This window comes from Franconibacter sp. IITDAS19, assembly GCF_023079515.1.
In the GTDB taxonomy this organism is placed as follows: domain Bacteria; phylum Pseudomonadota; class Gammaproteobacteria; order Enterobacterales; family Enterobacteriaceae; genus Franconibacter; species Franconibacter pulveris.
In genome coordinates this window covers 20,038-44,782 of record NZ_JALJCP010000004.1, presented here as the reverse complement: position 1 = coordinate 44,782, position 24,745 = coordinate 20,038, and the positions used below count along the sequence as shown (strand labels likewise).

23 protein-coding genes and 1 pseudogene are annotated in these 24,745 nt (G+C 58.8%); 14 read left to right on the top strand and 10 right to left on the bottom strand.

Annotation, left to right across the window (positions count from 1 at the left end; genetic code table 11):
- Positions 1-623 precede the first annotated feature (623 nt).
- From MT962_RS12950 to lptF, 4 genes are all read right to left on the bottom strand, one after another.
- On the bottom strand, positions 624-2,258 hold the full coding sequence (locus tag MT962_RS12950; RefSeq protein WP_247365797.1) for a dihydroxyacetone kinase subunit DhaK: 1,635 nt from the start codon (positions 2,256-2,258) through the stop codon (positions 624-626).
- A 119-nt stretch (positions 2,259-2,377) separates the two neighbouring features.
- Positions 2,378-2,845, bottom strand: a complete 468-nt coding sequence (locus MT962_RS12945; protein WP_024560502.1) for a hypothetical protein — start codon at positions 2,843-2,845, stop codon at positions 2,378-2,380.
- Positions 2,846-2,920: 75 nt separating this feature from the next.
- Positions 2,921-4,003, bottom strand: a complete 1,083-nt coding sequence (lptG, locus tag MT962_RS12940) for an LPS export ABC transporter permease LptG (RefSeq protein ID WP_024556560.1) — start codon at positions 4,001-4,003, stop codon at positions 2,921-2,923.
- Positions 3,990-5,102: an LPS export ABC transporter permease LptF gene (lptF, locus tag MT962_RS12935; protein ID WP_024556561.1), complete on the bottom strand. Its 1,113-nt coding sequence runs from the start codon at positions 5,100-5,102 to the stop codon at positions 3,990-3,992. The genes lptG and lptF overlap by 14 nt, the downstream gene beginning before the upstream one ends.
- 266 nt (positions 5,103-5,368) lie before the next feature.
- Between lptF and pepA the strand changes: the two genes are divergently transcribed.
- The 6 genes and pseudogenes from pepA to MT962_RS12905 all read left to right on the top strand — a co-directional run bounded on the left by pepA (position 5,369) and on the right by MT962_RS12905 (position 11,838).
- Positions 5,369-6,880: a leucyl aminopeptidase gene (pepA, locus tag MT962_RS12930; protein WP_024556562.1), complete on the top strand. Its 1,512-nt coding sequence runs from the start codon at positions 5,369-5,371 to the stop codon at positions 6,878-6,880.
- A 175-nt stretch (positions 6,881-7,055) separates the two neighbouring features.
- Positions 7,056-7,514: a DNA polymerase III subunit chi gene (holC, locus tag MT962_RS12925; protein ID WP_024556563.1), complete on the top strand. Its 459-nt coding sequence runs from the start codon at positions 7,056-7,058 to the stop codon at positions 7,512-7,514.
- 5 nt (positions 7,515-7,519) lie between these two features.
- The gene (locus MT962_RS12920; RefSeq protein WP_024556564.1) at positions 7,520-10,375 is read left to right on the top strand and encodes a valine--tRNA ligase; all 2,856 of its coding nucleotides are present in this window, start codon (positions 7,520-7,522) and stop codon (positions 10,373-10,375) included.
- Between the two features lie 347 nt (positions 10,376-10,722).
- Positions 10,723-10,905: pseudogene (locus MT962_RS12915) on the top strand (hypothetical protein); the annotation flags it as partial.
- Positions 10,902-11,216 (top strand): DUF2645 family protein, encoded by a 315-nt coding sequence (locus MT962_RS12910; RefSeq protein ID WP_024556565.1) that lies wholly within the window; start codon positions 10,902-10,904, stop codon positions 11,214-11,216. The pseudogene MT962_RS12915 and the gene MT962_RS12910, both read left to right, overlap by 4 nt.
- A gap of 118 nt (positions 11,217-11,334) precedes the next feature.
- On the top strand, positions 11,335-11,838 hold the full coding sequence (locus MT962_RS12905) for a GNAT family N-acetyltransferase (RefSeq protein WP_024556566.1): 504 nt from the start codon (positions 11,335-11,337) through the stop codon (positions 11,836-11,838).
- Positions 11,839-11,840: 2 nt separating this feature from the next.
- Here MT962_RS12905 and MT962_RS12900 read toward each other — a convergent pair whose 3' ends face one another.
- Positions 11,841-12,722: a LysR family transcriptional regulator gene (locus tag MT962_RS12900; RefSeq protein WP_247365796.1), complete on the bottom strand. Its 882-nt coding sequence runs from the start codon at positions 12,720-12,722 to the stop codon at positions 11,841-11,843.
- A 99-nt stretch (positions 12,723-12,821) separates the two neighbouring features.
- Between MT962_RS12900 and MT962_RS12895 the strand changes: the two genes are divergently transcribed.
- Complete coding sequence (locus MT962_RS12895; RefSeq protein WP_024560508.1) at positions 12,822-13,328, top strand: phenolic acid decarboxylase; 507 nt, start codon at positions 12,822-12,824, stop codon at positions 13,326-13,328.
- Between the two features lie 39 nt (positions 13,329-13,367).
- Here MT962_RS12895 and MT962_RS12890 read toward each other — a convergent pair whose 3' ends face one another.
- Genes MT962_RS12890 through rraB form a run of 3 tightly spaced genes read right to left on the bottom strand, consistent with a single transcriptional unit; the run spans position 13,368 to position 15,452 of the window.
- Positions 13,368-14,183, bottom strand: coding sequence for a topoisomerase II (locus MT962_RS12890; protein WP_247365795.1), 816 nt, complete (start codon positions 14,181-14,183; stop codon positions 13,368-13,370).
- A 43-nt stretch (positions 14,184-14,226) separates the two neighbouring features.
- On the bottom strand, positions 14,227-14,985 hold the full coding sequence (gene miaE / locus MT962_RS12885) for a tRNA isopentenyl-2-thiomethyl-A-37 hydroxylase MiaE (protein WP_024556569.1): 759 nt from the start codon (positions 14,983-14,985) through the stop codon (positions 14,227-14,229).
- A gap of 47 nt (positions 14,986-15,032) precedes the next feature.
- On the bottom strand, positions 15,033-15,452 hold the full coding sequence (rraB, locus tag MT962_RS12880) for a ribonuclease E inhibitor RraB (protein ID WP_024551479.1): 420 nt from the start codon (positions 15,450-15,452) through the stop codon (positions 15,033-15,035).
- Between the two features lie 164 nt (positions 15,453-15,616).
- On the opposite strand from rraB, the gene argF reads away from it, so the two are divergent.
- Positions 15,617-16,621: an ornithine carbamoyltransferase gene (gene argF, locus MT962_RS12870; RefSeq protein WP_024556570.1), complete on the top strand. Its 1,005-nt coding sequence runs from the start codon at positions 15,617-15,619 to the stop codon at positions 16,619-16,621.
- Between the two features lie 271 nt (positions 16,622-16,892).
- On the opposite strand, the gene MT962_RS12865 is transcribed toward argF, so the two are convergent.
- On the bottom strand, positions 16,893-17,345 hold the full coding sequence (locus MT962_RS12865; protein WP_029591364.1) for a YhcH/YjgK/YiaL family protein: 453 nt from the start codon (positions 17,343-17,345) through the stop codon (positions 16,893-16,895).
- Between the two features lie 438 nt (positions 17,346-17,783).
- Here MT962_RS12865 and pyrB point away from each other — a divergent pair, with 438 nt between their 5' ends.
- The 6 genes from pyrB to treC all read left to right on the top strand — a co-directional run bounded on the left by pyrB (position 17,784) and on the right by treC (position 24,197).
- Positions 17,784-18,719, top strand: a complete 936-nt coding sequence (gene pyrB / locus MT962_RS12860) for an aspartate carbamoyltransferase (RefSeq protein ID WP_024556572.1) — start codon at positions 17,784-17,786, stop codon at positions 18,717-18,719.
- Positions 18,720-18,732: 13 nt separating this feature from the next.
- Entirely contained in the window at positions 18,733-19,194 is a 462-nt protein-coding gene (gene pyrI, locus MT962_RS12855; RefSeq protein WP_024556573.1) for an aspartate carbamoyltransferase regulatory subunit, read from the top strand.
- Between the two features lie 69 nt (positions 19,195-19,263).
- Positions 19,264-19,650 carry a 2-iminobutanoate/2-iminopropanoate deaminase gene (gene ridA, locus MT962_RS12850; protein WP_024561309.1) on the top strand — a complete coding sequence of 129 codons (387 nt, stop codon included), beginning with the start codon at positions 19,264-19,266 and terminating at the stop codon, positions 19,648-19,650.
- Positions 19,651-19,953: 303 nt separating this feature from the next.
- Positions 19,954-20,901, top strand: a complete 948-nt coding sequence (treR, locus tag MT962_RS12845) for a trehalose operon repressor TreR (protein ID WP_188723955.1) — start codon at positions 19,954-19,956, stop codon at positions 20,899-20,901.
- A gap of 130 nt (positions 20,902-21,031) precedes the next feature.
- A complete protein-coding gene (gene treB, locus MT962_RS12840; RefSeq protein WP_024561311.1) occupies positions 21,032-22,450 on the top strand; it encodes a PTS trehalose transporter subunit IIBC in 1,419 nt (472 codons plus the stop codon).
- Between the two features lie 55 nt (positions 22,451-22,505).
- Entirely contained in the window at positions 22,506-24,197 is a 1,692-nt protein-coding gene (gene treC, locus MT962_RS12835; RefSeq protein ID WP_188723954.1) for an alpha,alpha-phosphotrehalase, read from the top strand.
- Here the strand turns inward: treC and MT962_RS12830 are convergent.
- Complete coding sequence (locus tag MT962_RS12830; RefSeq protein ID WP_024556577.1) at positions 24,168-24,698, bottom strand: NAD(P)H-dependent oxidoreductase; 531 nt, start codon at positions 24,696-24,698, stop codon at positions 24,168-24,170. The genes treC and MT962_RS12830 overlap by 30 nt on opposite strands.
- Positions 24,699-24,745 lie beyond the last annotated feature (47 nt).

Here is a 24,745-nt window from a genome sequence, read left to right as displayed (position 1 = left end):
GAGGGAGGAAACCCGGCGAGTAATGTTGCGCTTGCTCACCCTGCAAACCACGAAGACTGTTCCGTCTTTACAGCAACACCACCACGACTGTTGTAATCAACCTGTCAGCGATGACGTTTATCCGGCCTCAAAATCGCCTTCCGGGCGGACAGATGGCCGGGGCACGCCGGAGGGACAAAAACGCCGGGAGCGTTTTTGAATAACGCAAAGCGTTGGCCCCGAAGGGGCGAGGCCCATGGATGGGCCGAGTAACCGGCGTGAGGTCATGTCGGTGCAGGGACAAAAACGCCGGGAGCGTTTTTGAACAACGCAAAGCGTTGGCCCCGAAGGGGCGAGGCCCATGGATGGGCCGAGTAACTGCCGTCCTGCCGACCCGAAGCCAGATGACAGAACGGGAGGTCTGCCCCGAAGGGGTCGATTTTGCGTGCCGGGAGCCGGGATGGTTAAGGGGGCGGCGGCGAGCCCCCTTAACACGTTCGCGTGAAGGAAGGGTGCATATGAAAACAACGCTCCGGCGAACGGAATCTTTCACCGCCCGTGCATATATCCTGAGAGAGTAAGGCTCAGCGCATGAGCAGCCTGCCCCCTCATCCCGGCCCTCTCCCGGCAAAGAAAAATGTCTTCTACTGCAACTTTTTAAACACTTCCGCCACGGCCACCGCGCCCGGGTCCTGCACCCCTTCCAGGCTTTCGCGGTTAACGTAAGAAGAGCGGCCCGCGCCGGCTTTGTGCATCGCCGCCGTCACTTGCGCGCCTTTCTCCGCCGCCGCTATCGCCGCGCTCAGCCCTTCGTTCGCCAGCGCTTCCAGCGCCGGTTGCAGGGCGTCGATAAGCGTGCGGTCGCCGAGATCCGCGCCGCCGTAGTGCTTCATCTGCTTAAGGCCGGTGAGCAGCGCGTCGGGCAGCGGTTTGCCGTCCGCCACGCTCTGGCCCGCGGCGGTGAAGAATATCGACATCAGCACGCCGCTGGAGCCGCCCATCACCGTCGCCAGCCGTTCGCCGATAAGTTGCAGCAGCGCGGCCGTGTCGTTCAGCGGCAGGCGGTTCTGCTCCAGCAGTTGCGCTATCTCCCGCGCCCCTTCGGCGAAGGTGGAGCCGGTGTCGCCGTCCCCCACTTTGGCGTCCAGCGCGTTCAGGCGGTTTTCAAGGCTTATCAGCGTTTCAACGGCCCTCTTCACGCTCTGGCGCACCTGCGCGTTCTCAGAAGGCGTCGCCTCGTCGCTGCCGCGAAGCGGCGTGTGCGGCTGGGTCTGCATCGGCGCGAAGGCCACCGGCGGCTGCCAGCCCACGGTCTCAACGTCGGCTTTCAGCGCCTGCTCGAAGGTCTCGTTCAGCGCGATAACCGAAAGCGAGAAGCCTTTCATATCGAGCGCGCTCACCAGCGGTGCGGGGCCAATCAGGTAGGCTATCTGGTCTTTCAGCGCCGAATGCGCCAGTTCTTTGGTAAGCAGCGCCATCTCCAGCGCCGAAACGCCGCCGAGGTTGTTGATAAGCACCGCAAGGCGCGCTTCGGTTCCCGCTTTCTCCTGCAACCGCGCCGCCAGCTCGGCGATTATCTCGCGGCTGTTGTGGCTCTCTACCGTGCTCGCCCCCGGTTCGCCGTGAATGCCAAGCCCCAGCTCAACGTGGCCAGGCTTGATGCGCCCCTCTTCGCCGCCGCCTGGCAGGTTGCAGGTTTGCATCGCTACGCCCAGGCTCCAGACGCTGTCGCACGCCTGCTGGGCAATCTCACGCACCTCGCTTAAAGATTTCCCCTGCTCGGCGGCGTAGCCCGCAATTTTGTGCACCAGCGCCGTGCCGGCGATGCCGCGGGGCTGCTTGTTGTCCGGCAGCGCAATGTCGTCGGCGACGATGACCATCTCCACTTTCAGGCCATAGCGCTTCGCTTTCTCCGCCGCGAGGCCGAAGTTCAGGCGGTCGCCGGTGTAGTTTTTCACCACCAGCAGGCAGCCCCGGTCGCCCGTTACCGCCACAATGGCGTTGAGAATGGCGTCCACGCTCGGCGAGGCGAAGAGGTCGCCGCATACGGCGGCGGTCAGCATCCCTTTGCCGACAAACCCCACGTGCGCTGGTTCATGGCCGGAGCCGCCGCCGGAAATCACCGCCACGCGGCTTTTGTGCCAGTCGCTGCGCACCACCACGCGGATGGCGGGGTCGATATCAAGACGCGTCAGGTTATGGTGGCGGGCGCTAAGGATAACGCCCTCAATGGCGTCGTTGACCAGCTGCTTGCGGTCATTGAAGAAGAATCTGGACATGGTTTCCTGCTAAAAAGTAAGCCGTAGGGAAAGCATAGACGGTGTGACAGCCCTCGCATTACGAAGCGCGCGGAATCAGAAAGAGGTATGAGAATGCAGGCGCAAAATAAGATGGCGCCTTACAGGCCGTACTCCCCGTAGCCGCGCTGTTTGCGAACCCTGCCGAGCCACCGCTCCGCGCAGTAGAGGCCGATGCACAGCGCCGCCAGCAGCCCGTTATGCAGCCAGAAGCCAAACCGCCCGTCAAACATAAAAAAGCTCATGATGAAGAACCCCAGCATGGCGTAGAGCAGCATCTCCAGCAGCCATTCCGCCAGGCTAAAAATACGCAGCACCTTATCGGCGTCTTTCTCCTGCGGCGAACCGCGCCGCACCGTCCCCACCGCGAGGCTGCGCCGGGCCGCCCAGCGTCCGGTAAGCAAGAAAAGCAGCGTAAACAGCCCAAGCGTACCCGCCTCAAACCACAGGATCTGCTGAAGGTTTTTAAGCCAGAAGCACGCGCCCACTATCAGCACCAGAATGAGGGAGTCGAAGGCGAACATCAGGCGGTTAAAGAAGGCGAAAAGAAAAGCAGCTATCCGTTTCATCCGGCGTCCATGCTGAAGGGGGTGAAAAATGTTAGTAAGCACTTCCCCCTCCGCAGAGGGGGAAGCCGCAAGCCGTCAGGCGCGCCGCATCAGCAGCCAGAAGCTTATCAGGAAGAAGCTCGCGCTTGGCAACAGGGCGCCCAGGATAGGCGGAATGTTATACACCAGGCTCAGCGGGCCGAAGATCTGGTCCAGCACGTAGAACAGGAAGCCGAAGCTGATGCCGGTGATAACGCGCACCCCCATCGGCACGCTGCGTAGCGGGCCAAAGATGAAGGAGAGCGCCATCAGCATCATCACCGCCACCGACAGCGGCTGGAAGATTTTGCTCCACATGTTGAGCTGATAACGGCTGGCGTCCTGACCGCTCGATTTCAGGTACTTCACGTAGTCGCGAAGCCCCGTTATCGAGAGCGCGTCCGGGTCCAGCGCCACCACGCCGAGCTTGTCCGGCGTCAGGTTGGTTTTCCAGGTGCCGGTTACCGTCTGCGAACCGGTAATCTGTTTCGGGTCGCTGAGGTTGGACTCATCCACCTGTGAAAGGCGCCAGGCCTTTTGCTGCGGGTCGAAAGTCGCCGTGGCGGCGTAGCGCACAGACTGCAAACGGCGCTGGTCGTTAAAAGCGTAAATGCTCACGCCGCCCAGCTCGTTCTCGCCCTTCACGTTCTGGATGTAGACGAAATTGTTGCCATCTTTCGCCCACAGCCCCTGCTGCGTGGAGAGCAGCGAGTTGCCGTACATCATCTGCGCGCGGTAGTTGCGCGCCATCTGCTCGCCCTGCGGCGCTACCCACTCGCCAATCGCCATGGTCAACAGCACCAGCGGAATGGCGGTTTTCATCACCGAGAGCGCCACCTGCATGCGGGTGAAGCCCGAGGCCTGCATCACCACCAGCTCGCTGCGCTGCGCCAGCATCCCCAGCCCCAGCAGCGCGCCAAGCAGCGCCGCCATCGGGAAGAAGATCTGAATGTCTTTCGGCACGCTGAGGATGGTATAGAACCCTGCGCCCATGGCGGAGTAGTTGCCCTGACCGGCCCTTTTCAGCTGGTCGACAAACTTGATGATGCCCGAGAGCGACACCAGCATGAAGAGCGTCATCATGATGGTGTTAAAGATAGTCCGGCCGATATACCGGTCGAGTACGCTAAATCCCAGCATCGATTAACCCCCGACGCGCAAAACGGGCGCGAATGCGGCGCACCGGCACGGTATCCCACAGGTTCAGGCCCACCGCCAGCGCCAGATACAGCAGGTTCACTGCCCACATCCAGATAAGCGGGTCCAGCTTGCCCTTCGCGCCGTTAGAGCGCAGCGACGTCTGCAACAGGAAGAAGACGAGGTAGAGCAGCATCGCGGGCAGCATTGAAAGCACGCGGCCCTGGCGCGGGTTGACCACCGAAAGCGGCACCACCATCAGCGCCATGACCACCACAGCAAAGACCAGCGTCAGGCGCCAGTGCAGCTCCGCGCGGGCCGAGTTTTTATCAGACTGCAGCAGCGCGCGCATGTCCATCTGCTCGGCGTCGCTCGGGTCCAGCGCGACCGTCTGATGGCCGACAATCGCCTGGTAATCCTGGAAGTCGGTAATGCGGAAGTCGCGCAGCAGCGCGGTGCCTTCAAAACGGGTGCCCTGGTTGAGCGTTACCACCTGCGAGCCGTCTTTACGCTGGGAAAGGTGACCGGAATCCGCCACCACCACCGACGGGCGGGCGTTGCCTTTTGGCCGCAGCTGCGCCATGAAAACGTTGTTGAAGTTGCTGCCGTCCACGCTCTCGATAAAGAGCACGGCGTTGCCGTCGGTCGCCTGCTGGAACTGCCCCTGCGCCAGCGCCGCCATGCCGGGGTTCGCTTTCGCCTCCGCCAGCACTTCATCCTGGTGGCGCGAGGACCACGGGCCCGCCCACATCACATTCACCGCAGCAATAAGACTGGTGAAGAGCGCCAGGATCATGGCCGCCTTCACCAGCACGGCTTTGCTGAGGCCGCAGGCGTGCATGACGGTAATTTCACTTTCGGTATAGAGCCTGCCGAGCGTCATCAGCAGGGCGAGAAAAAGGCTTAACGGCAGGATGAGCTGCGCCATTTCAGGCACGCCCAGGCCTAACAAGGAGAGGACCAGATTTGTCGGGATTTCGCCATCTACCGCCGCGCCCAGAATCCTCACTAGCTTCTGGCAAAAGAAGATCAAGAGCAGGATGAAGAGGATCGCGAACTGGCTTTTGAGCGTCTCCCGGACCAGATATCTTATGATTATCACATTAAATACGCCTGTGAATACGAGTCTTTTTGCAGGAAAATCGCTTGTTTCATGGCTTAAACGTCATTTATCCTCTTGAGTCTTCGAAAGCGTCGCTAAGATGATACTCAGCGGACCTGTGCTCAAGGGGTTGGCGACGCGCCGAACCATAACAATACTCGTTAAGATTAACACGAAGTCATCGCAACAGCGGAGCAAGCGTTACGAAAGCGTTCAATTCTATCCGCAGCCGCTGCCGTTGTCTTTAAGATTCAGGAGCGTAGTGCATGGAGTTCAGTGTAAAAAGCGGAAGCCCGGAAAAGCAGCGGAGCGCCTGCATCGTTGTGGGCGTGTTTGAACCGCGCCGCCTTTCTCCGATAGCCGAACAACTCGATAAGATCAGCGACGGCTATATCAGCGCCCTGCTCCGCCGCGGCGAACTGGAAGGGAAAGCGGGACAAACCTTGTTGCTTCATCACGTGCCCAACGTGCTGTCCGAGCGCATTTTGCTCATTGGTTGCGGCAAAGAGCGCGAACTCGACGAGCGCCAGTATAAGCAGGTCATTCAGAAAACCATTAATACGCTGAATGATACCGGTTCAATGGAAGCGGTCTGTTTCCTTACCGAGCTGCACGTTAAAGGCCGCAACACCTACTGGAAAGTGCGCCAGGCGGTGGAAACGGCGAAAGAGACCCTTTACAGCTTCGACCAGCTGAAAACCAACAAAAGCGAGCCCCGTCGTCCGCTGCGTAAAATGGTCTTCAACGTGCCGACCCGCCGCGAGCTCACCAGCGGCGAGCGCGCCATTCAGCACGGTCTGGCTATCGCCGCCGGCATCAAGGCGGCGAAAGATCTCGGCAATATGCCGCCGAACATCTGCAACGCCGCCTACCTCGCCTCTCAGGCACGCCAGTTAGCGGATGCTTACAGCAAAAATGTCGTCACTCGCGTGATTGGCGAGCAGCAGATGAAAGAGCTCGGCATGCACTCCTACCTGGCGGTAGGCGCAGGCTCGCAGAACGAATCGCTAATGTCGGTGATGGAATATAAAGGCAGCAGCGAGCCGGACGCCCGCCCTATCGTGCTGGTAGGCAAAGGGCTGACCTTCGACTCCGGCGGCATCTCCATCAAGCCCGCCGAAGGGATGGATGAGATGAAGTACGACATGTGCGGCGCGGCGGCGGTTTACGGTGTGATGCGTATGGTGGCGGAGCTGCAGCTGCCGCTGAACGTCATCGGCGTGCTGGCGGGCTGTGAGAACATGCCAGGCGGGCGCGCTTATCGTCCAGGCGACGTGCTGACCACCATGTCCGGCCAGACGGTAGAGGTGCTGAACACCGACGCCGAAGGCCGTCTGGTGCTGTGCGACGTGCTGACCTACGTAGAGCGTTTCGATCCGGAAGCGGTTATCGACGTGGCGACGCTAACCGGCGCCTGCGTGATTGCGCTGGGGCACCACATCACCGGGCTGATGTCTAACCATAACCCGCTGGCGCATGAGCTTATCGGCGCCTCTGAACAGGCGGGCGACCGCGCGTGGCGCCTGCCGCTGGCCGACGAGTTCCAGGAGCAGCTGGAGTCGAACTTCGCGGATATGGCGAACATCGGCGGGCGTCCTGGCGGGGCGATTACCGCAGGCTGCTTCCTGTCGCGCTTTGCCCGCAAGTACAACTGGGCGCATCTGGATATCGCGGGCACCGCCTGGCGTTCCGGCAAAGCCAAAGGCGCGACCGGCCGTCCGGTAGCGCTGCTGTCGCAGTTCCTGCTCAACCGCGCCGGGATGAACGGCGAAGAGTAAACCTGCGCCCCTCTCCCCGGCGGGGAGAGGGAACCGGCTGGCGAGCGAGATGAGTAAAGCTTCGGCCTGCGCGCTTTCCCCCTTACCCGGCAGGGAGAGAGCCTGGTTGAAGGGCAAACCCTGACTCGCCGCGCATCCGACGGGCATTTAAATCCACCACAAGAGCCCACATATCATGAAAAACGCAACGTTCTACCTGCTGGACAACGACACGCACGTCGACGGACTGAGCGCGGTGGAAGCGCTGGCCTGCGACGTGGCCGCCGAGCGCTGGCGCTCCGGCAAACGCGTTTTGATCGCCTGCGATGACGAAGCGCAGGCCGTCCGGCTTGACGAAGCGCTGTGGCAGCGCAACCCGGACAGCTTCGTGCCGCATAACCTGGCGGGCGAAGGGCCGCGCGGCGGCGCGCCGGTAGAGATAGCCTGGCCGCAAAAACGCAGCAGCGCGCCGCGCGACATCTTAATCAGCCTGCGTCCGGCGTTCGCAGATTTTGCCACCGCTTTCACTGAAGTGATAGACTTCGTGCCTTACGAAGAATCCCAGAAACAACTGGCGCGCGAACGCTATAAAGCCTATCGCGTGGCTGGTTTCCACTTGACCACGGCCACCTTTACGGCGCCCGGAACGATATAGCAGAAATGGAAAAGACATATAATCCCCAAGATATCGAACAGCCGCTTTACGAGCATTGGGAAGAGCAGGGCTACTTCAAACCCAATGGCGACGAAAGCCAGGAAAGCTTCTGCATTATGATCCCGCCGCCGAACGTCACCGGCAGTTTGCATATGGGTCACGCCTTCCAGCAGACGATCATGGACACCATGATCCGCTACCAGCGCATGCAGGGGAAAAACACCCTGTGGCAGGTCGGCACCGACCACGCGGGCATCGCCACCCAGATGGTAGTAGAGCGTAAAATCGCCGCCGAAGAGGGGAAAACCCGCCATGATTACGGCCGCGACGCTTTCATCGAAAAAATCTGGCAGTGGAAAGCGGAATCCGGCGGCACCATCACCCGCCAGATGCGTCGTCTGGGCAACTCCGTGGACTGGGAGCGCGAGCGCTTCACCATGGACGAAGGTCTTTCCAACGCCGTAAAAGAAGTGTTCGTGCGTCTTTATAAAGAAGACCTGATTTACCGTGGCAAGCGTCTCGTCAACTGGGACCCGAAACTGCGCACCGCTATCTCCGACCTGGAAGTGGAAAACCGCGAGTCCAAAGGCTCCATGTGGCACATCCGCTACCCGCTGGCGGACGGCGCGAAAACCGCTGACGGTAAAGATTACCTGGTGGTCGCCACCACGCGTCCGGAAACCCTGTTGGGCGATACCGGCGTGGCCGTTAACCCGGAAGATCCTCGTTATAAAGACTTAATCGGCAAATTCGTGGTGCTGCCGCTGGTAAACCGCCGTATTCCGATCGTGGGCGATGAGCACGCCGACATGGAAAAAGGCACCGGCTGCGTCAAGATAACGCCAGCGCACGACTTCAACGACTACGAAGTGGGCCGCCGTCATAGCCTGCCGATGATCAACATCCTGACCTTCGACGGCGATATCCGCGAAAGCGCGGAAGTCTACGACACCAAAGGCAACGAATCAGACGTTTATTCCAGCGATATTCCGGCGCAGTTCCAGAAGATGGAACGTTTTGCCGCGCGTAAAGCTATCGTCGCCGCGGTTGACGAACTCGGCCTGCTGGAAGAGATCAAACCGCACGACCTGACCGTCCCTTACGGCGACCGCGGCGGCGTGGTTATCGAACCGATGCTGACCGACCAGTGGTACGTGCGCGCCGACGTGCTGGCGAAGCCGGCCGTTGAAGCGGTAGAAAACGGCGACATTCAGTTTGTGCCGAAGCAGTACGAGAACATGTACTTCTCCTGGATGCGCGATATTCAGGACTGGTGTATCTCCCGTCAGCTGTGGTGGGGCCACCGCATTCCGGCCTGGTATGACAATGCCGGCAACGTCTACGTTGGCCGCAGCGAAGAGGAAGTGCGCCAGGAGAACAACCTGGGCGCCGACGTTGCGCTTCGCCAGGACGACGATGTGCTCGACACCTGGTTCTCCTCCGCGCTCTGGACTTTCTCCACCCTCGGCTGGCCGGAGAACACCGACGCGCTGCGCCAGTTCCACCCGACCAGCGTGATGGTCTCCGGCTTCGACATCATCTTCTTCTGGATTGCCCGCATGATCATGATGACCATGCATTTCATCAAAGATGAAAACGGCAAGCCGCAGGTGCCGTTCCACACCGTCTACATGACCGGGCTTATCCGCGACGACGAAGGGCAGAAGATGTCCAAGTCCAAGGGCAACGTTATCGACCCGCTGGATATGGTCGACGGCATTTCCCTGGAAGCGTTGCTGGAAAAACGCACCGGCAACATGATGCAGCCGCAGCTGGCCGAGAAGATCCGCAAGCGCACCGAGAAGCAGTTCCCGAACGGCATCGAGCCGCACGGCACCGACGCCCTGCGCTTCACCCTCGCCGCGCTCGCCTCTACCGGCCGCGACATCAACTGGGACATGAAGCGCCTTGAAGGCTACCGCAACTTCTGCAACAAGCTGTGGAACGCCAGCCGCTTCGTACTGATGAACACCGAAGAGCAGGATTGCGGCTTTAACGGCGGCGAGATGACCTTCTCGCTGGCGGACCGTTGGATCCTTGCGGAATTCAACCGCACCGTGAAAGCGTACCGCGACGCGCTGGATAACTTCCGCTTCGACATCGCCGCCAACATCCTGTACGAGTTCACCTGGAACCAGTTCTGCGACTGGTATCTGGAGCTGACCAAGCCGGTGATGAACGGCGGTTCCGAAGCCGAGCTGCGCGGCACCCGCAATACGCTGGTGAACGTGCTGGAAGGCCTGCTGCGTCTCGCGCACCCGATCATTCCGTTCATCACGGAAACCATCTGGCAGCGCGTGAAAGCGATAAAAGGCATTACCGCCGACACCATCATGCTGCAGCCGTTCCCGGCTTATGACCCGGCGCTTGAAGATGACGCCGCCGCCGCCGACACCGAGTGGCTGAAGCAGGCGATCGTCGCCGTGCGTAATATCCGCGCCGAGATGAACATCGCGCCGGGTAAACCGCTGGAGCTGCTGCTGCGCGGTTGCAGCGCTGACGCCGCTCGTCGCGTAAACGACAACCTGAGCTTCCTGAAAACGCTGGCGCGTCTGGAGAGCATCACTGTTCTGCCTGCCGATGAGAAAGGCCCGGTCTCCGTGACCAAAATCATCGACGGCGCGGAGCTGCTGATCCCGATGGCGGGGCTTATCGACAAAGCGGCGGAGCTGGATCGTCTGGCAAAAGAAGTGGCGAAGATCGAAGGTGAAATCAACCGCATCGAAACCAAGCTCGGCAACGAGGGCTTTGTCGCCCGTGCGCCGGAAGCGGTTATCGCCAAAGAGCGTGAAAAACTGCAGGGCTACCACGAGGCGAAAGCGAAGCTGGTAGAGCAGCAGGGCGTTATTAGCGCGCTGTAAACAAAACCATAAAGGCCGGGCGACCGGCCTTTTTTATTGCCATAGATACGCTTCTATTTTTTCAAATAAAGTCTGTCTTGTTAGCTAAATGTCACCGCAGTTATCAGTCAATCCACTCGTTAACGTAAACGCTTAATATCATTACCCGCCCTGGTAATAATCATAGATATTATCTCAAAATATCAACATCGCTTTTTTTGTGCGTTTATTTATCAAACGATACGCTTACGCTCAGCGTATCGCTAAATTTGAATGTAAGACTGTCGTGAATAGATATTGTAGAGTAACTGGAGCAAATTTTCCCCACTGGACTTTGCTCGACTTTTTACGTTTTTGGGCCTTACCAGACAATTGAGCAAATCATCGTCGCGGGATCGCGTTATAACAGAGGCGTTCAGCGCAACAAACAAGACTTCCTTGATTCAATCCATGCCGAAAAAGGACGTCCGGAAAGAGAATATAGTTCTTATGGCAGACGAATCCTTGAGAAAAGAAAATCAATTGAAGAAATATTAAGGCTTGCGATATGAATTTCAAAAAAATAACGCTAACGCTTGTTTATAGCCTGTTCGCTTTTACGCTTATCGCCTTCTTATCTTACCTCAAAGAAGAAGAATATATTGATGGAGATGAAGTAAAAAATGTTTGTGACGCGGTGCGAATGTTGCAAGTTGACGATCCACGCGCTTTTACCGCATCGCTGGGTTTTTTGCTGCTGATGCCCTTGCTCATTGCTTGCCTCAGTCGAAAACATCGCCATGTTTTTCTCATCGTCGTTACGATAGCGCTGTTCTTCTGGTGGGTATGGCGCTTTTATGGGCGTCTGGCGGTTTGCCTGTAGCGCTGACGACCGGCCTTTTTTACGTCCTCAGCATCCTGTCTGAAAGATCCTCGCTTGCGCCCTGATAAACGTAGTGCTATTTACTGCGCCTATGTGTTCAAAAGTAAATAAGACGTCTATGAGTGTTGCAACGCCCCTTCAGTTAACCATCCGCCCGCTGACCGTCCGGGATAACCCCGCTATTGCCCGCGTCATTCGCCATGTTTCCGCCGAATTCGGCCTGACCGCCGATAAAGGCTATACGGTCGCCGACCCGAATCTGGATACGCTCTATGAGGTGTACAGCAAGCCTGGCCACGCCTACTGGGTGATCGAACACGAAGGTGAAGTGGTGGGCGGCGGCGGCGTGGCGCCGTTGCAGTGCAGCGAACCGGATATCTGCGAATTACAAAAGATGTATTTTTTGGCACAGGCCCGCGGCCAGGGGCTGGCCAAAAAGCTGGCCTTGCAGGCGCTGGATTTCGCCCGCGAGCAGGGCTTTCGCCGCTGTTATCTGGAAACGACCGCCTCGCTGACCCAGGCCATCGCGCTGTATGAGCGCCTTGGCTTTGAGCATATCGACGGGCCGCTCGGCTGCACCGGCCACGTGGACTGCGAAGTGCGGATGCTGAAAAACCTCTGACCTCACCCTTCCCTGTTCGTTTTGAACAGCGCCAGCAATGTCGCCACCTGCTCATCAGGCGGCGACATCGCTTCTTTGACGATAAGATGCAGCGGCGTGGCGCGCCTGGCGCCATGGACCAGCGGCAGCCTTTTTAAAGTTCCTGCCGCCAGTTGCGCTGCAATACGCGCCTCGGGCAACCAGCCGTAACCTACCTGATACATTACCGCCTCTATCGCCGCATCGGCGGTGGAAAAGGTCCACTGCTCCGGGGTACGCGACTCGCGCGCCGCCTGCTCGCTTTCGCGCCCGGCGATACGAATTTGCGGATAACGCGACAGCGCGTCGTCCACCTTCGCAGAGGCGAGCTGATGCAGCGGATGGTCGCGGTGAGCTACCGCGACAAAATCAACGTTCATCAGCCATTCGCCGCGCCCCACGCGCTCTTCACGCCGCGTCAGCACCAGCACGTCCGCCTCCTGGCTTGCGGTGACCGCCTGCGGGTCGCTCTCCAGCACTTCGGTGAGGCGAACCTGCGTTGCCGGGTAACGCTGCTGAAACTTGCGCAGTATGGCGAACAGCCGCTCGCGCGGAAACACCGTATCCACTACCAGGTCGAGGCTGCCGCGCACGCCGTTATGCAACCCAGCGGCCCGCGTCTCAAGCGCGTGAAAGGCCGCCAGCAGCGGTTTGGCCTGGTCCAGCAGCAGCCGGCCTGCGGGCGTCAGCGCCGCCTTTCGCCCCTCAATCGTTAACAGCGTAACGCCGAGGCGCGCCTGCAACTGCGCCAGGTTATAGCTGACTGAGGACTGGCTGCGGTACATCGCCTCCGCCGTACGAGCGAAGCTGCCAAGCTCCACTACGCTTTCAAGGAGACTCCACTGTTCGAGGGTGGTCTTGTGCATAAATGTTCTATTTTTTGAATGTATTTAATCCAAAATTAGCGTTATTCATTCAAAAAATGAAGCAATAAAATAATCTCATCAAAACAAAGGAGGTCAGTTATGAGCCAGTTCGATAAACATGATTTGAGCGGTTTCGTCGGTAAACACCTCGTGTACACCTACGACAATGGCTGGAACTATGAAATTTATGTGAAAAACGAAACCACGCTGGACTACCGCATTCACAGCGGGCTGGTAGGAAACCGTTGGGTAAAAGACCAGCGCGCTTACATCGTACGCGTGGGCGAAAGCATCTATAAAATTTCCTGGACCGAGCCGACCGGCACCGACGTCAGCCTGATTGTGAACCTGGGCGACCGCCTGTTCCACGGCACGATTTTCTTCCCGCGTTGGGTAATGAACAACCCGGAAAAAACGGTGTGCTTCCAGAACGAGCATATCGCCGAGATGGAATCTTACCGCGAAGCGGGCCCGGCTTACCCGACCGAAGTGATTGATGAATTCGCCACCATCACCTTTGTACGCGACTGCGGACCGGATGATGACAGCGTTATCAACTGCGCGGCGAGCGAGCTGCCCGCCGACTTCCCGAACAACCTGCGTTAATCCCTGCGCCGCACGCCGCACCGCCGCGTGCGGCGTTTTTTATCGGCTGCTGACCGAATAGCGAATGATGCCCGCCGCGCTCGCCATCGGCAGACTAAAGACCTCTTGCCAGAGCCCCTGCACCATATTGCATAGCTGCCCTTCTTTCCCCTGCGCCTTTTCCGGGTGCGCCATCAGGTCGAGATCCGCGCCGTAGCGCTCGTTCATGCGCAGCAGGATGGGCTGTAAATCGTGATGCGCCTTCTCGCGCTCCGCTTCCGTCACGCTGTGCTTGTTCGCGCCGAAAGAGGCGTTATACATATCGGCGTCCGCCGCCATGCGGCTGTTGATTTGATCCTGCGTCAGGTAGCGTACCGGGTTCACGCCCCCTTTTACTGCCGGGAAGAGATAGCGGAAACAGACATCATCGCCCTTTTTTTGCAGCGCGGCGGTCATTTCCATATTCGAGCGCATATAAGCCACCGCTTCGGCATCGGGCGTTTGCTGCAGGCGCTGCATGGAGATAAGCAGAATTTGCTGTTGAATGGCGTCGATTTTCTCCTGCTCGCTGCGCCCCTGGCGCTCCATCGCCACTACCTGATCCCGCAGTTGCTGGGCGGTGGCGGGATCGTGGTCGAGAATGGCGCGGTAGAGCGGAATGCGGCTCATGGTGGCGTCGAAAGCGCTGTCGCTCACGGTTTGCGGCGCGGCGGGCTGCTGCGCGTAACGCAGCCAGGCGCTGAGCGCGACCACAATGGCGAACGCCGCCACCAGCGCGCCGATGCGCAGCGCTTTCGAGCGCTTACGCGTCAGCAGGTAAGCGGCGACGATAATTATCGCGCCCAGCACGGAAATAAGGGGAATAAAGGCCATCATGGCTCCTGAATCATATTTGATGCGTTAAGCATAGCGCGTGCCGTTATACCGGCAGGCCGCTGTGGAAACGAAACTCGCTGTCGGGCGAAGTGATAAGCGCGGCTTCCACTTCGCCGAAAAAGCGCACCCGGGCGTCTACCTCTTGCGGCGCTATCTGTCGGGCCAGCGCCAGGTAGTCCTGATAGTGACGCGCTTCCGAGCGCAGCAGCGACAGGTAGAACTTCTGCAACTCGTCGTCCAGATAAGGCGCCAGAGCGGCGAAACGCTCGCAGGAGCGCGCTTCAATGTACGCGCCGCAGATAAGCTTATCCACCAGCGTCAGGGGTTCGTGAGTGCGCACTTCGCGCAGCATACCTTTAGCGTAGCGGCTGGCGGTGATCTTCACATAAGGGATGTTACGTGCCGCCATCGCCTCCCGCACCTGCCAGAAATGGTGCAATTCTTCTTTGATAAGCAGCACCATGCTGTCGATAAGCGCCTGGCTCCACGGGTCGTCCGTTTCCGGCATTACGCTTTTGCCAATGCGCTTATGCAGGGCGATAAAGTCGGGCTCCGGCCCTTCGCGAAAGGCAAAGGCCTCATAGGGCTGGAGCCAGCCCAGCAGCTCGTCGGAACCGCTTTTATCTGCCACATATTTACGAATGAGCAGCATGGCGGTTTGCGCCGCTTTCAGTTCGCAAATCATGTGGTCGGTGAGCAGAAGGGGCAGGTTTTCCGGCGCGCGCGCCTTTTCAATCCAGGCCGCAGGCGTGGCGCAATGCAAAAACTCCCGGACGGGAGCGAGCAGTTCTTCGTAATTCATGCAGGGTCCTTGCGATGCGGCAGCGCGACGCTGCCGCCCTGAACGACTTAGTGGCGAATGCCGTCGTCGTCTTCGTCCACGTAGTCTTCGTCGTCCTCTTCGCCTTCGCCGTTCGGATCTTCGTAGTAGGTGCCCCAGCCGTCGTAGTCGACCTCATATTTTTCTGCGAGGTTAAGCAACTGTTCAACCTGAGCGTCGATAAGCTCGGCATTGAGCGCGCATTCGCTCAGCACGTCGCAGCAGATCACGGTTTCGCCCTCTTCTACTTCCAGCTCTTCCGGATCGGTCACTTCATAACCCAGCTTAAACGCCTCCACGGCGACCTTTTCCAGCGTCTCGAAATCATCGGCGGAAAAGTGATGTTCGATAGTATAAAGCGCGTCTGGATCGCTGCCGTCTTCCAGCAGCTCTTCAATGATCAGGCGCGTCTCTTCACGCTGCTCTTCCAGTAATTCCGGGTTTGCCATGGCTCGTTCCTCAGTGTGTCGGCGAATATCCTTTATTTTCACATACCGACGCCAATGCCTCCACCTTTCACCGCAAAGTTTTATTACGCGGGGTTGCAAATGAATATTCATACATATAGATTGAATTTTAATTCAATAAGTGGCGTTAGCCATGTGAGGAAAAGATGTCGACCTTTTATAAAAAACATTTTCTGAAGCTGCTCGATTTTACCCCCGCCCAGATAGCTGACTTGCTCGCGCTCGCCGCAAAGCTCAAAAGCGATAAGAAACAAGGCAATGAGCAACAAAAGCTGACCGGTAAAAACATTGCGCTCATCTTCGAAAAAGACTCTACCCGTACACGATGCTCTTTCGAAGTTGCCGCTTACGACCAGGGCGCCCGCGTGACTTATCTTGGTCCGAGCGGCAGCCAGATTGGGCATAAAGAATCAATTAAAGATACCGCCCGGGTACTGGGCCGCATGTATGACGGCATTCAGTATCGCGGCTACGGCCAGGAGGTGGTGGAAACGCTGGCGCAGCACGCCGGCGTGCCGGTGTGGAACGGCCTGACCAATGAGTTCCATCCCACCCAGTTGCTGGCGGACCTGCTTACCATGCAGGAGCATCTGCCGGGCAAAGCCTTTAATGAGATGACGCTGGTCTATGCGGGCGACGCGCGCAACAACATGGGCAACTCCATGCTGGAAGCGGCGGCGCTGACGGGGCTGGATTTGCGTCTCGTGGCGCCGAAAGCCTGCTGGCCGGAAGCGAGCCTGGTGGCGGAGTGCCAGGCGCTGGCGGCGCAGACCGGCGGCAAAATCACCCTCACGGAAAATGTGGCTGAAGGGGTGAAAGGCGCTGATTTTCTCTATACCGACGTCTGGGTCTCGATGGGCGAAGCCAAAGAGAAGTGGGCGGAGCGCATTGCGCTGCTGCGGCCTTATCAGGTGAACCGCGACATGGTGGCGCTGACCGGCAACCCGCAGGTGAAGTTCCTGCACTGCCTGCCCGCGTTCCATGACGATCAGACCACCCTTGGCAAACAGATGGCGGAGCAGTACGGCCTGCACGGCGGCATGGAAGTGACGGACGAAGTGTTTGAATCGCCCAACAGCATTGTCTTCGACCAGGCCGAGAATCGCATGCATACGATTAAAGCGGTGATGGTGGCGACGCTGGCGCAATGATTTGCGATTGCCGCTCATCCCGGTTCTTTTTCCAAAGGAGAGAGGGGAAAGGAGGCAGGCTTTTTCCCTATAAAAGCCAGCGCTGAAGTAGAGAGCCTGTTCCCGCTTCAGCGGGCGATTCTCCGCCGGGAGCCAGGATTACAAAGGGGGCGGCGGCGCCCCCCTTGCACGTTCACAGAATGAGAGATTCCATAGCTGCGTAACGTAACAGTGAACGGAATATTTCACTGGCTGCGCATATGCAGGAAAGTGAAGCGCCTGTGCAAGAAAACTACGCCACCAGCAGCTTCACCACCACTTTACGTACTGGCGCGGCCTGCCCTACAGCGCACAGCGGCTTATGCACTTCCCCCGGATAGAAGACCACGAAGTCGCCCTCTTCCAGCACCACGGTTTTTTCCTGCGCCCCTTCCGGCAGGAAAGCGATATCTTTCTCCGCCAGCCAGTCGGTCTCCGGCGCGCCCGCAGGCAGGCAACTGAAGGTCATCCCCTCCACGCCCTGCATCACAATCTGAATATCCAGATAGCGAGCGTGATATTCCGCGCGGCGCTCGGCAATCGGCTGCGTGGTGTCGTTGGAAACGAGATAAAAAAGACGGTCGCCGTCGATGTCATGCTTACCGAGCGGGGTTTGCGCCGTGACGTGCCGCTTCACATACTCAATCGCGTCGCGCAGCTCCGCAGGCAGCCAGCACTGCAAATGGTGAATGTTGCCGATAATCATCTGAATCTCCTTTATATAAAACACTGTTTCATTTTTATGTTTTATACGAGGAATTCGCCTGCAGGGCTACCGCTTTCTGCGAGAAACCTGCGTCAGGACAACATTCTTCTTTGCGTAGCCGCGCCCTGCCCCATTTCCTTGTGAATATCTAAAATAAATATGCATTTTTATCGCTTAATTATTCTACGTAATCGATTCCTGTCCTCAAAATGTGCATCCGGCCCCTTGCGAAGCTAACGCGCGCGCGTATAATGCCGGGCAATTTGCCGGGAGGAAGCATGGTCAGGTCTGTTCGACAAACTCGCTTACCGCGTCGCCACAACGCTGGCGGCGGCCACGCCGTTTTTCTTTCCGCTATTCAATTTCTACTGAAAGCCCCTCATTGAGGGGCTTTTTTTTCGTCCAGCGTTTACCCGCCGGCCTGAAGAGGAGACAGAAATGGCTAATTCGCTCTATAAGAAACATATCATTTCCATTAACGATCTCAGCCGCGAGGAGCTTGAGCTGGTGCTGGAGACGGCGGCGAAACTCAAGGCGAACCCGCAGCCGGAGTTGCTCAGGCATAAAGTTATCGCCAGCTGCTTCTTTGAAGCCTCTACCCGCACTCGTCTCTCTTTTGAAACGTCCATGCATCGCCTCGGCGCTTCAGTGGTCGGCTTCTCCGACAGCAGCAACACCTCGCTTGGCAAGAAAGGCGAAACCCTGGCGGACACGATTTCGGTTATCAGCACCTATGTGGACGCCATTGTAATGCGCCACCCGCAGGAGGGCGCGGCGCGTCTCGCCACCGAATTCTCCGGCGGCGTGCCGGTGTTGAATGCGGGCGACGGCGCTAACCAGCACCCTACGCAGACGCTGCTCGATCTCTTCACCATTCAGGAGACCCAGGGACGTCTGGAGAACCTGAACATCGCGATGGTGGGCGACCTGAAATATGGCCGCACCGTGCACTCGCTCGCTCAGGCGCTGGCGAAGTTCAACGGCAACCGCTTCTACTTTATCGCCCCCGACGCGCTGGCGATGCCGCAATACATCCTCGATATGCTGGATGAAAAAGGGATTGTCTGGAGCCGCCACGAGGCTATCGACGAGGTGGTGGCGGAAGTGGACATTCTCTACATGACCCGCGTGCAGAAAGAGCGTCTCGACCCGTCTGAATACGCCAACGTCAAAGCGCAGTTCATCCTGCGCGCGGCGGACCTCGAAGGGGCGCGCGCCAACATGAAGGTGCTGCACCCGCTGCCGCGCGTGGATGAGATAACAACCGATGTCGATAAAACGCCGCACGCCTGGTACTTCCAGCAGGCCGGCAACGGTATTTTCGCTCGCCAGGCGCTGCTGGCGCTGGTTCTGAATCGCGATTTGGCTCTGTAAGGAGGATGCTTAAATGACACACGACAATAAATTACAGGTAGAAGCTATCAAGCGCGGCACGGTGATTGACCATATCCCGGCGCACGTAGGCTTTAAGCTGCTGACGCTGTTCAAGCTCACCGAAACCGACCAGCGCATCACCATCGGCCTGAACCTGCCCTCCGGCGAACTGGGCCGCAAGGACTTGATTAAAATTGAAAATACGTTCCTGACCGATGAGCAGGTTAACCAGCTGGCGCTTTACGCGCCGCAGGCGACGGTTAACCGCATCGACGAGTATGAAGTGGTAGGCAAAAGCCGCCCGAGCCTGCCTTCGCGCATCGAGAAAGTGCTGGTCTGTCCGAACAGCAACTGCATCAGCCGCAGCGAGCCGGTGGACTCCGGCTTCGCCGTGAAGCAGCGTAACGATGAGATCCTGCTGAAGTGCAAATATTGCGAAAAAGAGTTTACGCACCACGTGGTACTGGCGGATTAATTCACACTGGCAATGACACAGCGGCTCCCTATAATGGCGGGAGCCTAATCGCTTAACTCAGGAGAGACTATGTCCCGCACACTCGCGACGGAAAATGCACCCGCAGCTATCGGCCCTTACGTTCAGGGCGTCGATCTGGGCAATATGATCATCACCTCCGGCCAGATCCCGGTCGATCCGAAAACCGGCGCCGTGCCGGATGACATCGCCGCTCAGGCGCGTCAGTCGCTGGAAAACGTGAAAGCCATCGTTGAAGCGGCTGGCCTGAAAGTGGGCGATATCGTGAAGACCACCGTTTTCGTGAAAGACCTGAACGATTTCGCCACCGTTAACGCCACCTACGAAGCGTTCTTCACCGAACACCAGGCGACCTTCCCGGCGCGCTCCTGCGTGGAAGTGGCGCGTCTGCCGAAAGATGTGAAGATCGAAATCGAAGCGATCGCCGTACGCCGTTAATCGCCGTACTCACATTAAAAAGGTCACTCCGGTGGCCTTTTTCTTTTTTAGCGCTGGCAAGACGCAGCCGCGTCACGCTCCCCTCGTCTACCTGATGGCGGCAAGCCAGGGTATTGAAAAACGAAGCGCGACGGGCGAAGGTAGCGGGGACGCTTTCACCTGAAACCCGGGCCTGGGTACGCCTGCGCCAGCATCGGCCAGACAAACCAAACCTAAACCAGACTATGCTCATTGCGTCCGGCAGAAAAAGCGATAACCTAAGCCGTTGAATATAAAATCTTAATATGCCAGGGGAATGGACCGATGCAAAACCGCCTGACCATCAAAGACATCGCGCGTTTAAGCGGCGTGGGAAAGTCGACCGTTTCGCGCGTGCTCAATAACGAGAGCGGCGTCAGCGAACGCACCCGCGAGCGGGTGGAAGCGGTCATGCGTCAGCACGGTTTTTCCCCTTCCCGCTCGGCGCGGGCGATGCGCGGCCAGAGCGATAAAGTGGTGGCGATTATCGTCACCCGTCTCGATTCTCTTTCAGAAAACCTCGCGGTGCAGACCATGCTTCCCTGTCTCTACGAACAGGGCTACGACCCGATCATGATGGAAAGCCAGTTTTCAACGAAGCTGGTGCAGGAGCATCTGGACGTGCTGAGCCACCGCAACATCGACGGCGTGATCCTCTTTGGCTTTACCGGCATCGACGAAGCGATGCTTACTCCCTGGCGCGACACGCTGGTGCTGATGGCGCGCGATGCCGAAGGCTTCGCCTCGGTCTGCTATGACGACGAAGGGGCTATCCGCATCCTGATGCAGCGACTCTTTGAACAGGGTCACCGGCATATCAGCTACCTCGGCGTGCCGGAGAGCGACATCACGACCGGCCTGCGCCGCCACGAGGCCTATCTTAGCTTTTGCCGGCAGCATGAACTGACGCCCAACGCTGTCCTGCCGGGGCTCGCCATGAAGCAAGGCTATGACCACGTGGCGAAAGTGCTCAATGAAGAGACCACCGCCCTGCTCTGCGCCACAGACACGCTCGCCATCGGCGCAAGCAAATACCTGCAGCAACATCCGCGCACCCCGCTACAGCTGGCGAGCGTTGGCAATACCCCGCTGCTGAAGTTTCTTCACCCTGAAATTCTCACCGTCGACCCAGGTTACGCGCAGGCGGGCAAACAGGCCGCCTTGCAGCTTATCGCCCAGGTAACCCAGCACGCTGAACTGCGTCAGATAACCATTCCCGCCGCCCTGAGTTAACCCCTGCCTGCGGATATATTGTGATCGCCGCCCTGTTTCGGGAACGTTCCCTTTTTCCCGCTGAAGGGAAACGGATAAGCTTGGCCCGTCTTACCCTCAGCCTACTTTTACTCAGTCACGGGGCGTCATCATGCGAAAAATAAACCAACAGGATATCGACAGACTGATAGCACTCGTGGGTGGCCGTGAAAACATTGCCACGGTCAGCCACTGCATTACCCGGCTGCGTTTTGTGCTCAATAACCCGGCGAAAGCGGACCCGAAAGCCATCGAAACGCTGCCGATGGTCAAGGGCTGCTTTACCAACGCCGGTCAGTTTCAGGTGGTGATTGGCCCGGAAGTGGGCGAATACTACCAGGCGCTTATCGCCACCAGCGGCCACAGCAGCGCCAATAAAGAGCAGGCGAAGCTGGCGGCCCGCCAGAATATGAAATGGCATGAGCGTCTTATTTCCCATTTTGCGGAAATATTCTTTCCGCTGCTGCCCGCGCTGATTAGCGGCGGCTTGATCCTTGGTTTTCGCAACGTCATCGGCGACCTGCCGATGAGCGACGGCAAGACGCTGGCGCAGATGTTCCCGGCGCTGAAATCAATTTACGACTTCCTGTGGCTGATTGGCGAAGCCATCTTCTTCTACCTGCCGGTGGGTATCTGCTGGTCGGCGGTGCGCAAGATGGGCGGCACGCCGATACTCGGCATTGTGCTTGGCGTCACGCTGGTCTCCCCGCAGCTCATGAACGCTTACCTGCTCGGGCAGCAAACACCGGAAGTGTGGGATTTCGGCCTGTTCCAGATAGCCAAAGTGGGCTACCAGGCGCAGGTGATCCCGGCGTTGCTGGCGGGCCTCGCGCTTGGGTTCATTGAAACGCGGATCAAACGGCTGGTGCCGGACTATCTTTATCTGGTGGTGGTGCCGGTTTGTTCGCTGATCCTCGCGGTCTTCCTGGCCCACGCCTTTATCGGCCCGTTCGGCCGCCTGATTGGCGACGGCGTGGCTTTCGCGGTGCGTCACCTGATGACCGGCAGCTTCGCGCCCATCGGCGCCGCGTTGTTTGGCTTCCTCTATGCGCCGCTGGTGATAACCGGCGTGCACCAGACGACGCTCGCCATCGACATGCAGATGATTCAGAACATGGGAGGCACCCCGGTATGGCCGCTGATTGCGCTTTCCAACATCGCCCAGGCGTCGGCGGTGGTAGGCATCATCATCACCAGCCGCAAGCACAACGAGCGCGAGATCTCCGTTCCGGCGGCTATCTCCGCCTTCCTCGGCGTCACCGAGCCTGCCATGTACGGCATTAACCTGAAATACCGCTTCCCGATGCTCTGCGCCATGATTGGCTCCGGCCTCGCCGGGCTGCTGTGCGGCCTGAACGGCGTTATGGCTAACGGTATCGGCGTTGGCGGCCTGCCGGGCATTCTCTCCATCCAGCCGGGCTACTGGCAGGTTTTCGCGCTGGCGATGGCGGTAGCGATTGTTATCCCGATGATCCTGACCTCTTTCCTCTACAAGCGTAAGTTCCGCCAGGGCACGCTGCTGGTGGTGTAATTTTCCGTGATGACGGGCGCGGGCAGCCGCGCCCTTTGCAAAGCAGGACAGTGCGATGAATATGACTCCGCCGTGGTGGCAACAAGGCGTTATTTATCAGATCTACCCAAAGAGCTTTCAGGACACGACCGGCAACGGCACCGGCGACCTGGCGGGCGTTATCCAGCGCCTTGACTATCTGCAGACGCTTGGCGTGGACGCCATCTGGCTCACGCCGTTTTACATCTCGCCGCAGGTGGATAACGGCTACGACGTCGCCCACTACACCGCCATCGACACCGCTTACGGCACGCTGGACGATTTCGACCGGCTGGTGGCGGGCGCCCACGAGCGCGGCATCCGCATCATTCTCGACATGGTGTTTAACCACACCTCAACGCAGCACGCCTGGTTTCACGAGGCGGTACACAAAGAGAGCCCGCGCCGCGATTTTTACATCTGGCGCGACGGCTCGCCGGAGGTAGCGCCGAACAACTGGCGTTCCAAGTTTGGCGGCAGCGCCTGGCGCTGGCACGCCGAAAGCGGACAATACTATCTGCACCTTTTCGCACCGGAGCAGGCGGACCTCAACTGGGAGAATCCCGCGGTGCGCGCCGAGCTTAAAAAGGTATGCGAATTCTGGGCCGACCGCGGCGTGGACGGGCTGCGCCTCGACGTCATTAATCTTATCTCCAAGGATCAGGATTTCCCGGATGACGTTAACGGCGACGGACGGCGTTTTTACACCGACGGGCCGCGCATTCACGACTATTTGCAGGAGTTCAGCCGCGATGTGTTCACGCCGCGCGGGCTGATGACGGTAGGCGAAATGTCCTCTACCACGCTCGCCAACTGCCAGCGCTACGCGGCGCTCGACGGCAAAGAGCTTTCCATGACCTTTAACTTCCACCATTTGAAGGTGGATTACCCGGCCGGGCAGAAATGGACGCTGGCGGCGCCCGATTACGTGGCGCTGAAGGCTATCTTCAACCACTGGCAGCAGGGTATGCACAACGTGGCGTGGAATGCGCTGTTCTGGTGTAACCACGACCAGCCGCGCATCGTTTCCCGTTTTGGCGACGAGGGAGAGCTGCGCGTCCCGGCGGCGAAAATGTTAGCCATGGTGCTGCACGGCATGCAGGGCACCCCCTATATCTATCAGGGCGAGGAGCTGGGCATGACCAACCCGCACTTCACCCGCATCATTGACTACCGTGATGTGGAGAGCCATAACATGTTCGCCGAGCTGCGGGCGCAGGGGCATAAGCCGGAGCATTTGCTCGCTATTCTTGCCAGCAAGTCGCGCGACAACAGCCGCACGCCGATGCAGTGGGACGACAGCGACAACGCCGGGTTCACCACCGGCACGCCGTGGATAGGGCTTTGCGATAATTACCGCGCCATCAACGCCAGGGCCGCGCTGAACGACCCCGACTCGGTCTTTTACGCCTATCAGAAACTGATCCGCCTGCGCAAAGCGCACCCTGTCTTTACCTGGGGCAGCTATCAGGATCTGCTGCCGGAGCATCCGTTTATCTGGTGCTATCGCCGCGAATGGCAGGGCCAGCAGCTGATGGTGGTCGCCAACCTGAGCCGTGAAAGCCACTGGTGCATGCCGGGTGAGTGCGGCGACGGCTGGCAGGTGCTGATGAGCAACTATCCGGACCCGGCGCCCCGGCCTTGCGAAGGCACGCTGCGCCCGTTCGAGGCGGTCTACTGGCTGCAGGCGCCGGGCGCTTCAGGCGCAAAGCGCGTTGATGCGGCTTAACCAGCGGCTGACGCCCGCGTCGAGATCGTCATCCGTCAGCACATGGGTGCCCTGAATCAGCGCGGGCGGCTGCCAGATCATCCCGGTCATGTTCGCGGTGGCGTTGAACGGCAGCCAGAAGGCGTCAATGGGATAGCGATTATACCCCTCCGGCGAATAGGCCTGCTCGCTGCCGCCGGTGGAGACCATCAGCAGAAACGGTTTGCCGCGCAGCCTGTCGCCGCCCGTGCCGTAGGCGAAGCCGTGCTCCAGCACCTGGTCCTGCCACTCTTTTAAAATGGCGGGCGAGCTGTACCACCAGAAGGGAAACAGCATCACAACCGCGTCATGCGCCAGCAGAAGCGCCTGCTCGCGCTTCACGTCTATCTGAAAATCGGGGTACTCGCGCATCAGCTCATGCACCGTGACCTGCGGCAAGGCTTTAAACGCCTCGACGGCGGCGCGGTTAACGCGGGATTCATCCGGGGTGCGGTGGCCTGCCAGAACCAACACTTTTTTCATTCTTCGTTCCTCGTTATGGGGTGTTGGTTTTATGTTGTCACGCCGGC

What these genes read in the sequence shown, in the direction of transcription:
- MT962_RS12950 (WP_247365797.1), bottom strand. Translation starts at nt 2,258, where the DNA reads ATGTCCAGATTCTTCTTCAATGACCGCAAGCAGCTGGTCAACGACGCC.
- MT962_RS12945 (WP_024560502.1), bottom strand. Translation starts at nt 2,845, where the DNA reads ATGAAACGGATAGCTGCTTTTCTTTTCGCCTTCTTTAACCGCCTGATG.
- MT962_RS12900 (WP_247365796.1), bottom strand. Translation starts at nt 12,722, where the DNA reads ATGCACAAGACCACCCTCGAACAGTGGAGTCTCCTTGAAAGCGTAGTG.
- treB (WP_024561311.1), top strand. Translation starts at nt 21,032, where the DNA reads ATGCGAAAAATAAACCAACAGGATATCGACAGACTGATAGCACTCGTG.
- ridA (WP_024561309.1), top strand. Translation starts at nt 19,264, where the DNA reads ATGTCCCGCACACTCGCGACGGAAAATGCACCCGCAGCTATCGGCCCT.
- MT962_RS12895 (WP_024560508.1), top strand. Translation starts at nt 12,822, where the DNA reads ATGAGCCAGTTCGATAAACATGATTTGAGCGGTTTCGTCGGTAAACAC.
- MT962_RS12830 (WP_024556577.1), bottom strand. Translation starts at nt 24,698, where the DNA reads ATGAAAAAAGTGTTGGTTCTGGCAGGCCACCGCACCCCGGATGAATCC.
- holC (WP_024556563.1), top strand. Translation starts at nt 7,056, where the DNA reads ATGAAAAACGCAACGTTCTACCTGCTGGACAACGACACGCACGTCGAC.
- rraB (WP_024551479.1), bottom strand. Translation starts at nt 15,452, where the DNA reads ATGGCAAACCCGGAATTACTGGAAGAGCAGCGTGAAGAGACGCGCCTG.
- MT962_RS12865 (WP_029591364.1), bottom strand. Translation starts at nt 17,345, where the DNA reads ATGATTATCGGCAACATTCACCATTTGCAGTGCTGGCTGCCTGCGGAG.
- lptG (WP_024556560.1), bottom strand. Translation starts at nt 4,003, where the DNA reads ATGCTGGGATTTAGCGTACTCGACCGGTATATCGGCCGGACTATCTTT.
- treR (WP_188723955.1), top strand. Translation starts at nt 19,954, where the DNA reads ATGCAAAACCGCCTGACCATCAAAGACATCGCGCGTTTAAGCGGCGTG.
- pyrB (WP_024556572.1), top strand. Translation starts at nt 17,784, where the DNA reads ATGGCTAATTCGCTCTATAAGAAACATATCATTTCCATTAACGATCTC.
- pyrI (WP_024556573.1), top strand. Translation starts at nt 18,733, where the DNA reads ATGACACACGACAATAAATTACAGGTAGAAGCTATCAAGCGCGGCACG.
- argF (WP_024556570.1), top strand. Translation starts at nt 15,617, where the DNA reads ATGTCGACCTTTTATAAAAAACATTTTCTGAAGCTGCTCGATTTTACC.
- pepA (WP_024556562.1), top strand. Translation starts at nt 5,369, where the DNA reads ATGGAGTTCAGTGTAAAAAGCGGAAGCCCGGAAAAGCAGCGGAGCGCC.
- MT962_RS12890 (WP_247365795.1), bottom strand. Translation starts at nt 14,183, where the DNA reads ATGATGGCCTTTATTCCCCTTATTTCCGTGCTGGGCGCGATAATTATC.
- treC (WP_188723954.1), top strand. Translation starts at nt 22,506, where the DNA reads ATGAATATGACTCCGCCGTGGTGGCAACAAGGCGTTATTTATCAGATC.
- MT962_RS12905 (WP_024556566.1), top strand. Translation starts at nt 11,335, where the DNA reads ATGAGTGTTGCAACGCCCCTTCAGTTAACCATCCGCCCGCTGACCGTC.
- MT962_RS12920 (WP_024556564.1), top strand. Translation starts at nt 7,520, where the DNA reads ATGGAAAAGACATATAATCCCCAAGATATCGAACAGCCGCTTTACGAG.
- MT962_RS12910 (WP_024556565.1), top strand. Translation starts at nt 10,902, where the DNA reads ATGAATTTCAAAAAAATAACGCTAACGCTTGTTTATAGCCTGTTCGCT.
- miaE (WP_024556569.1), bottom strand. Translation starts at nt 14,985, where the DNA reads ATGAATTACGAAGAACTGCTCGCTCCCGTCCGGGAGTTTTTGCATTGC.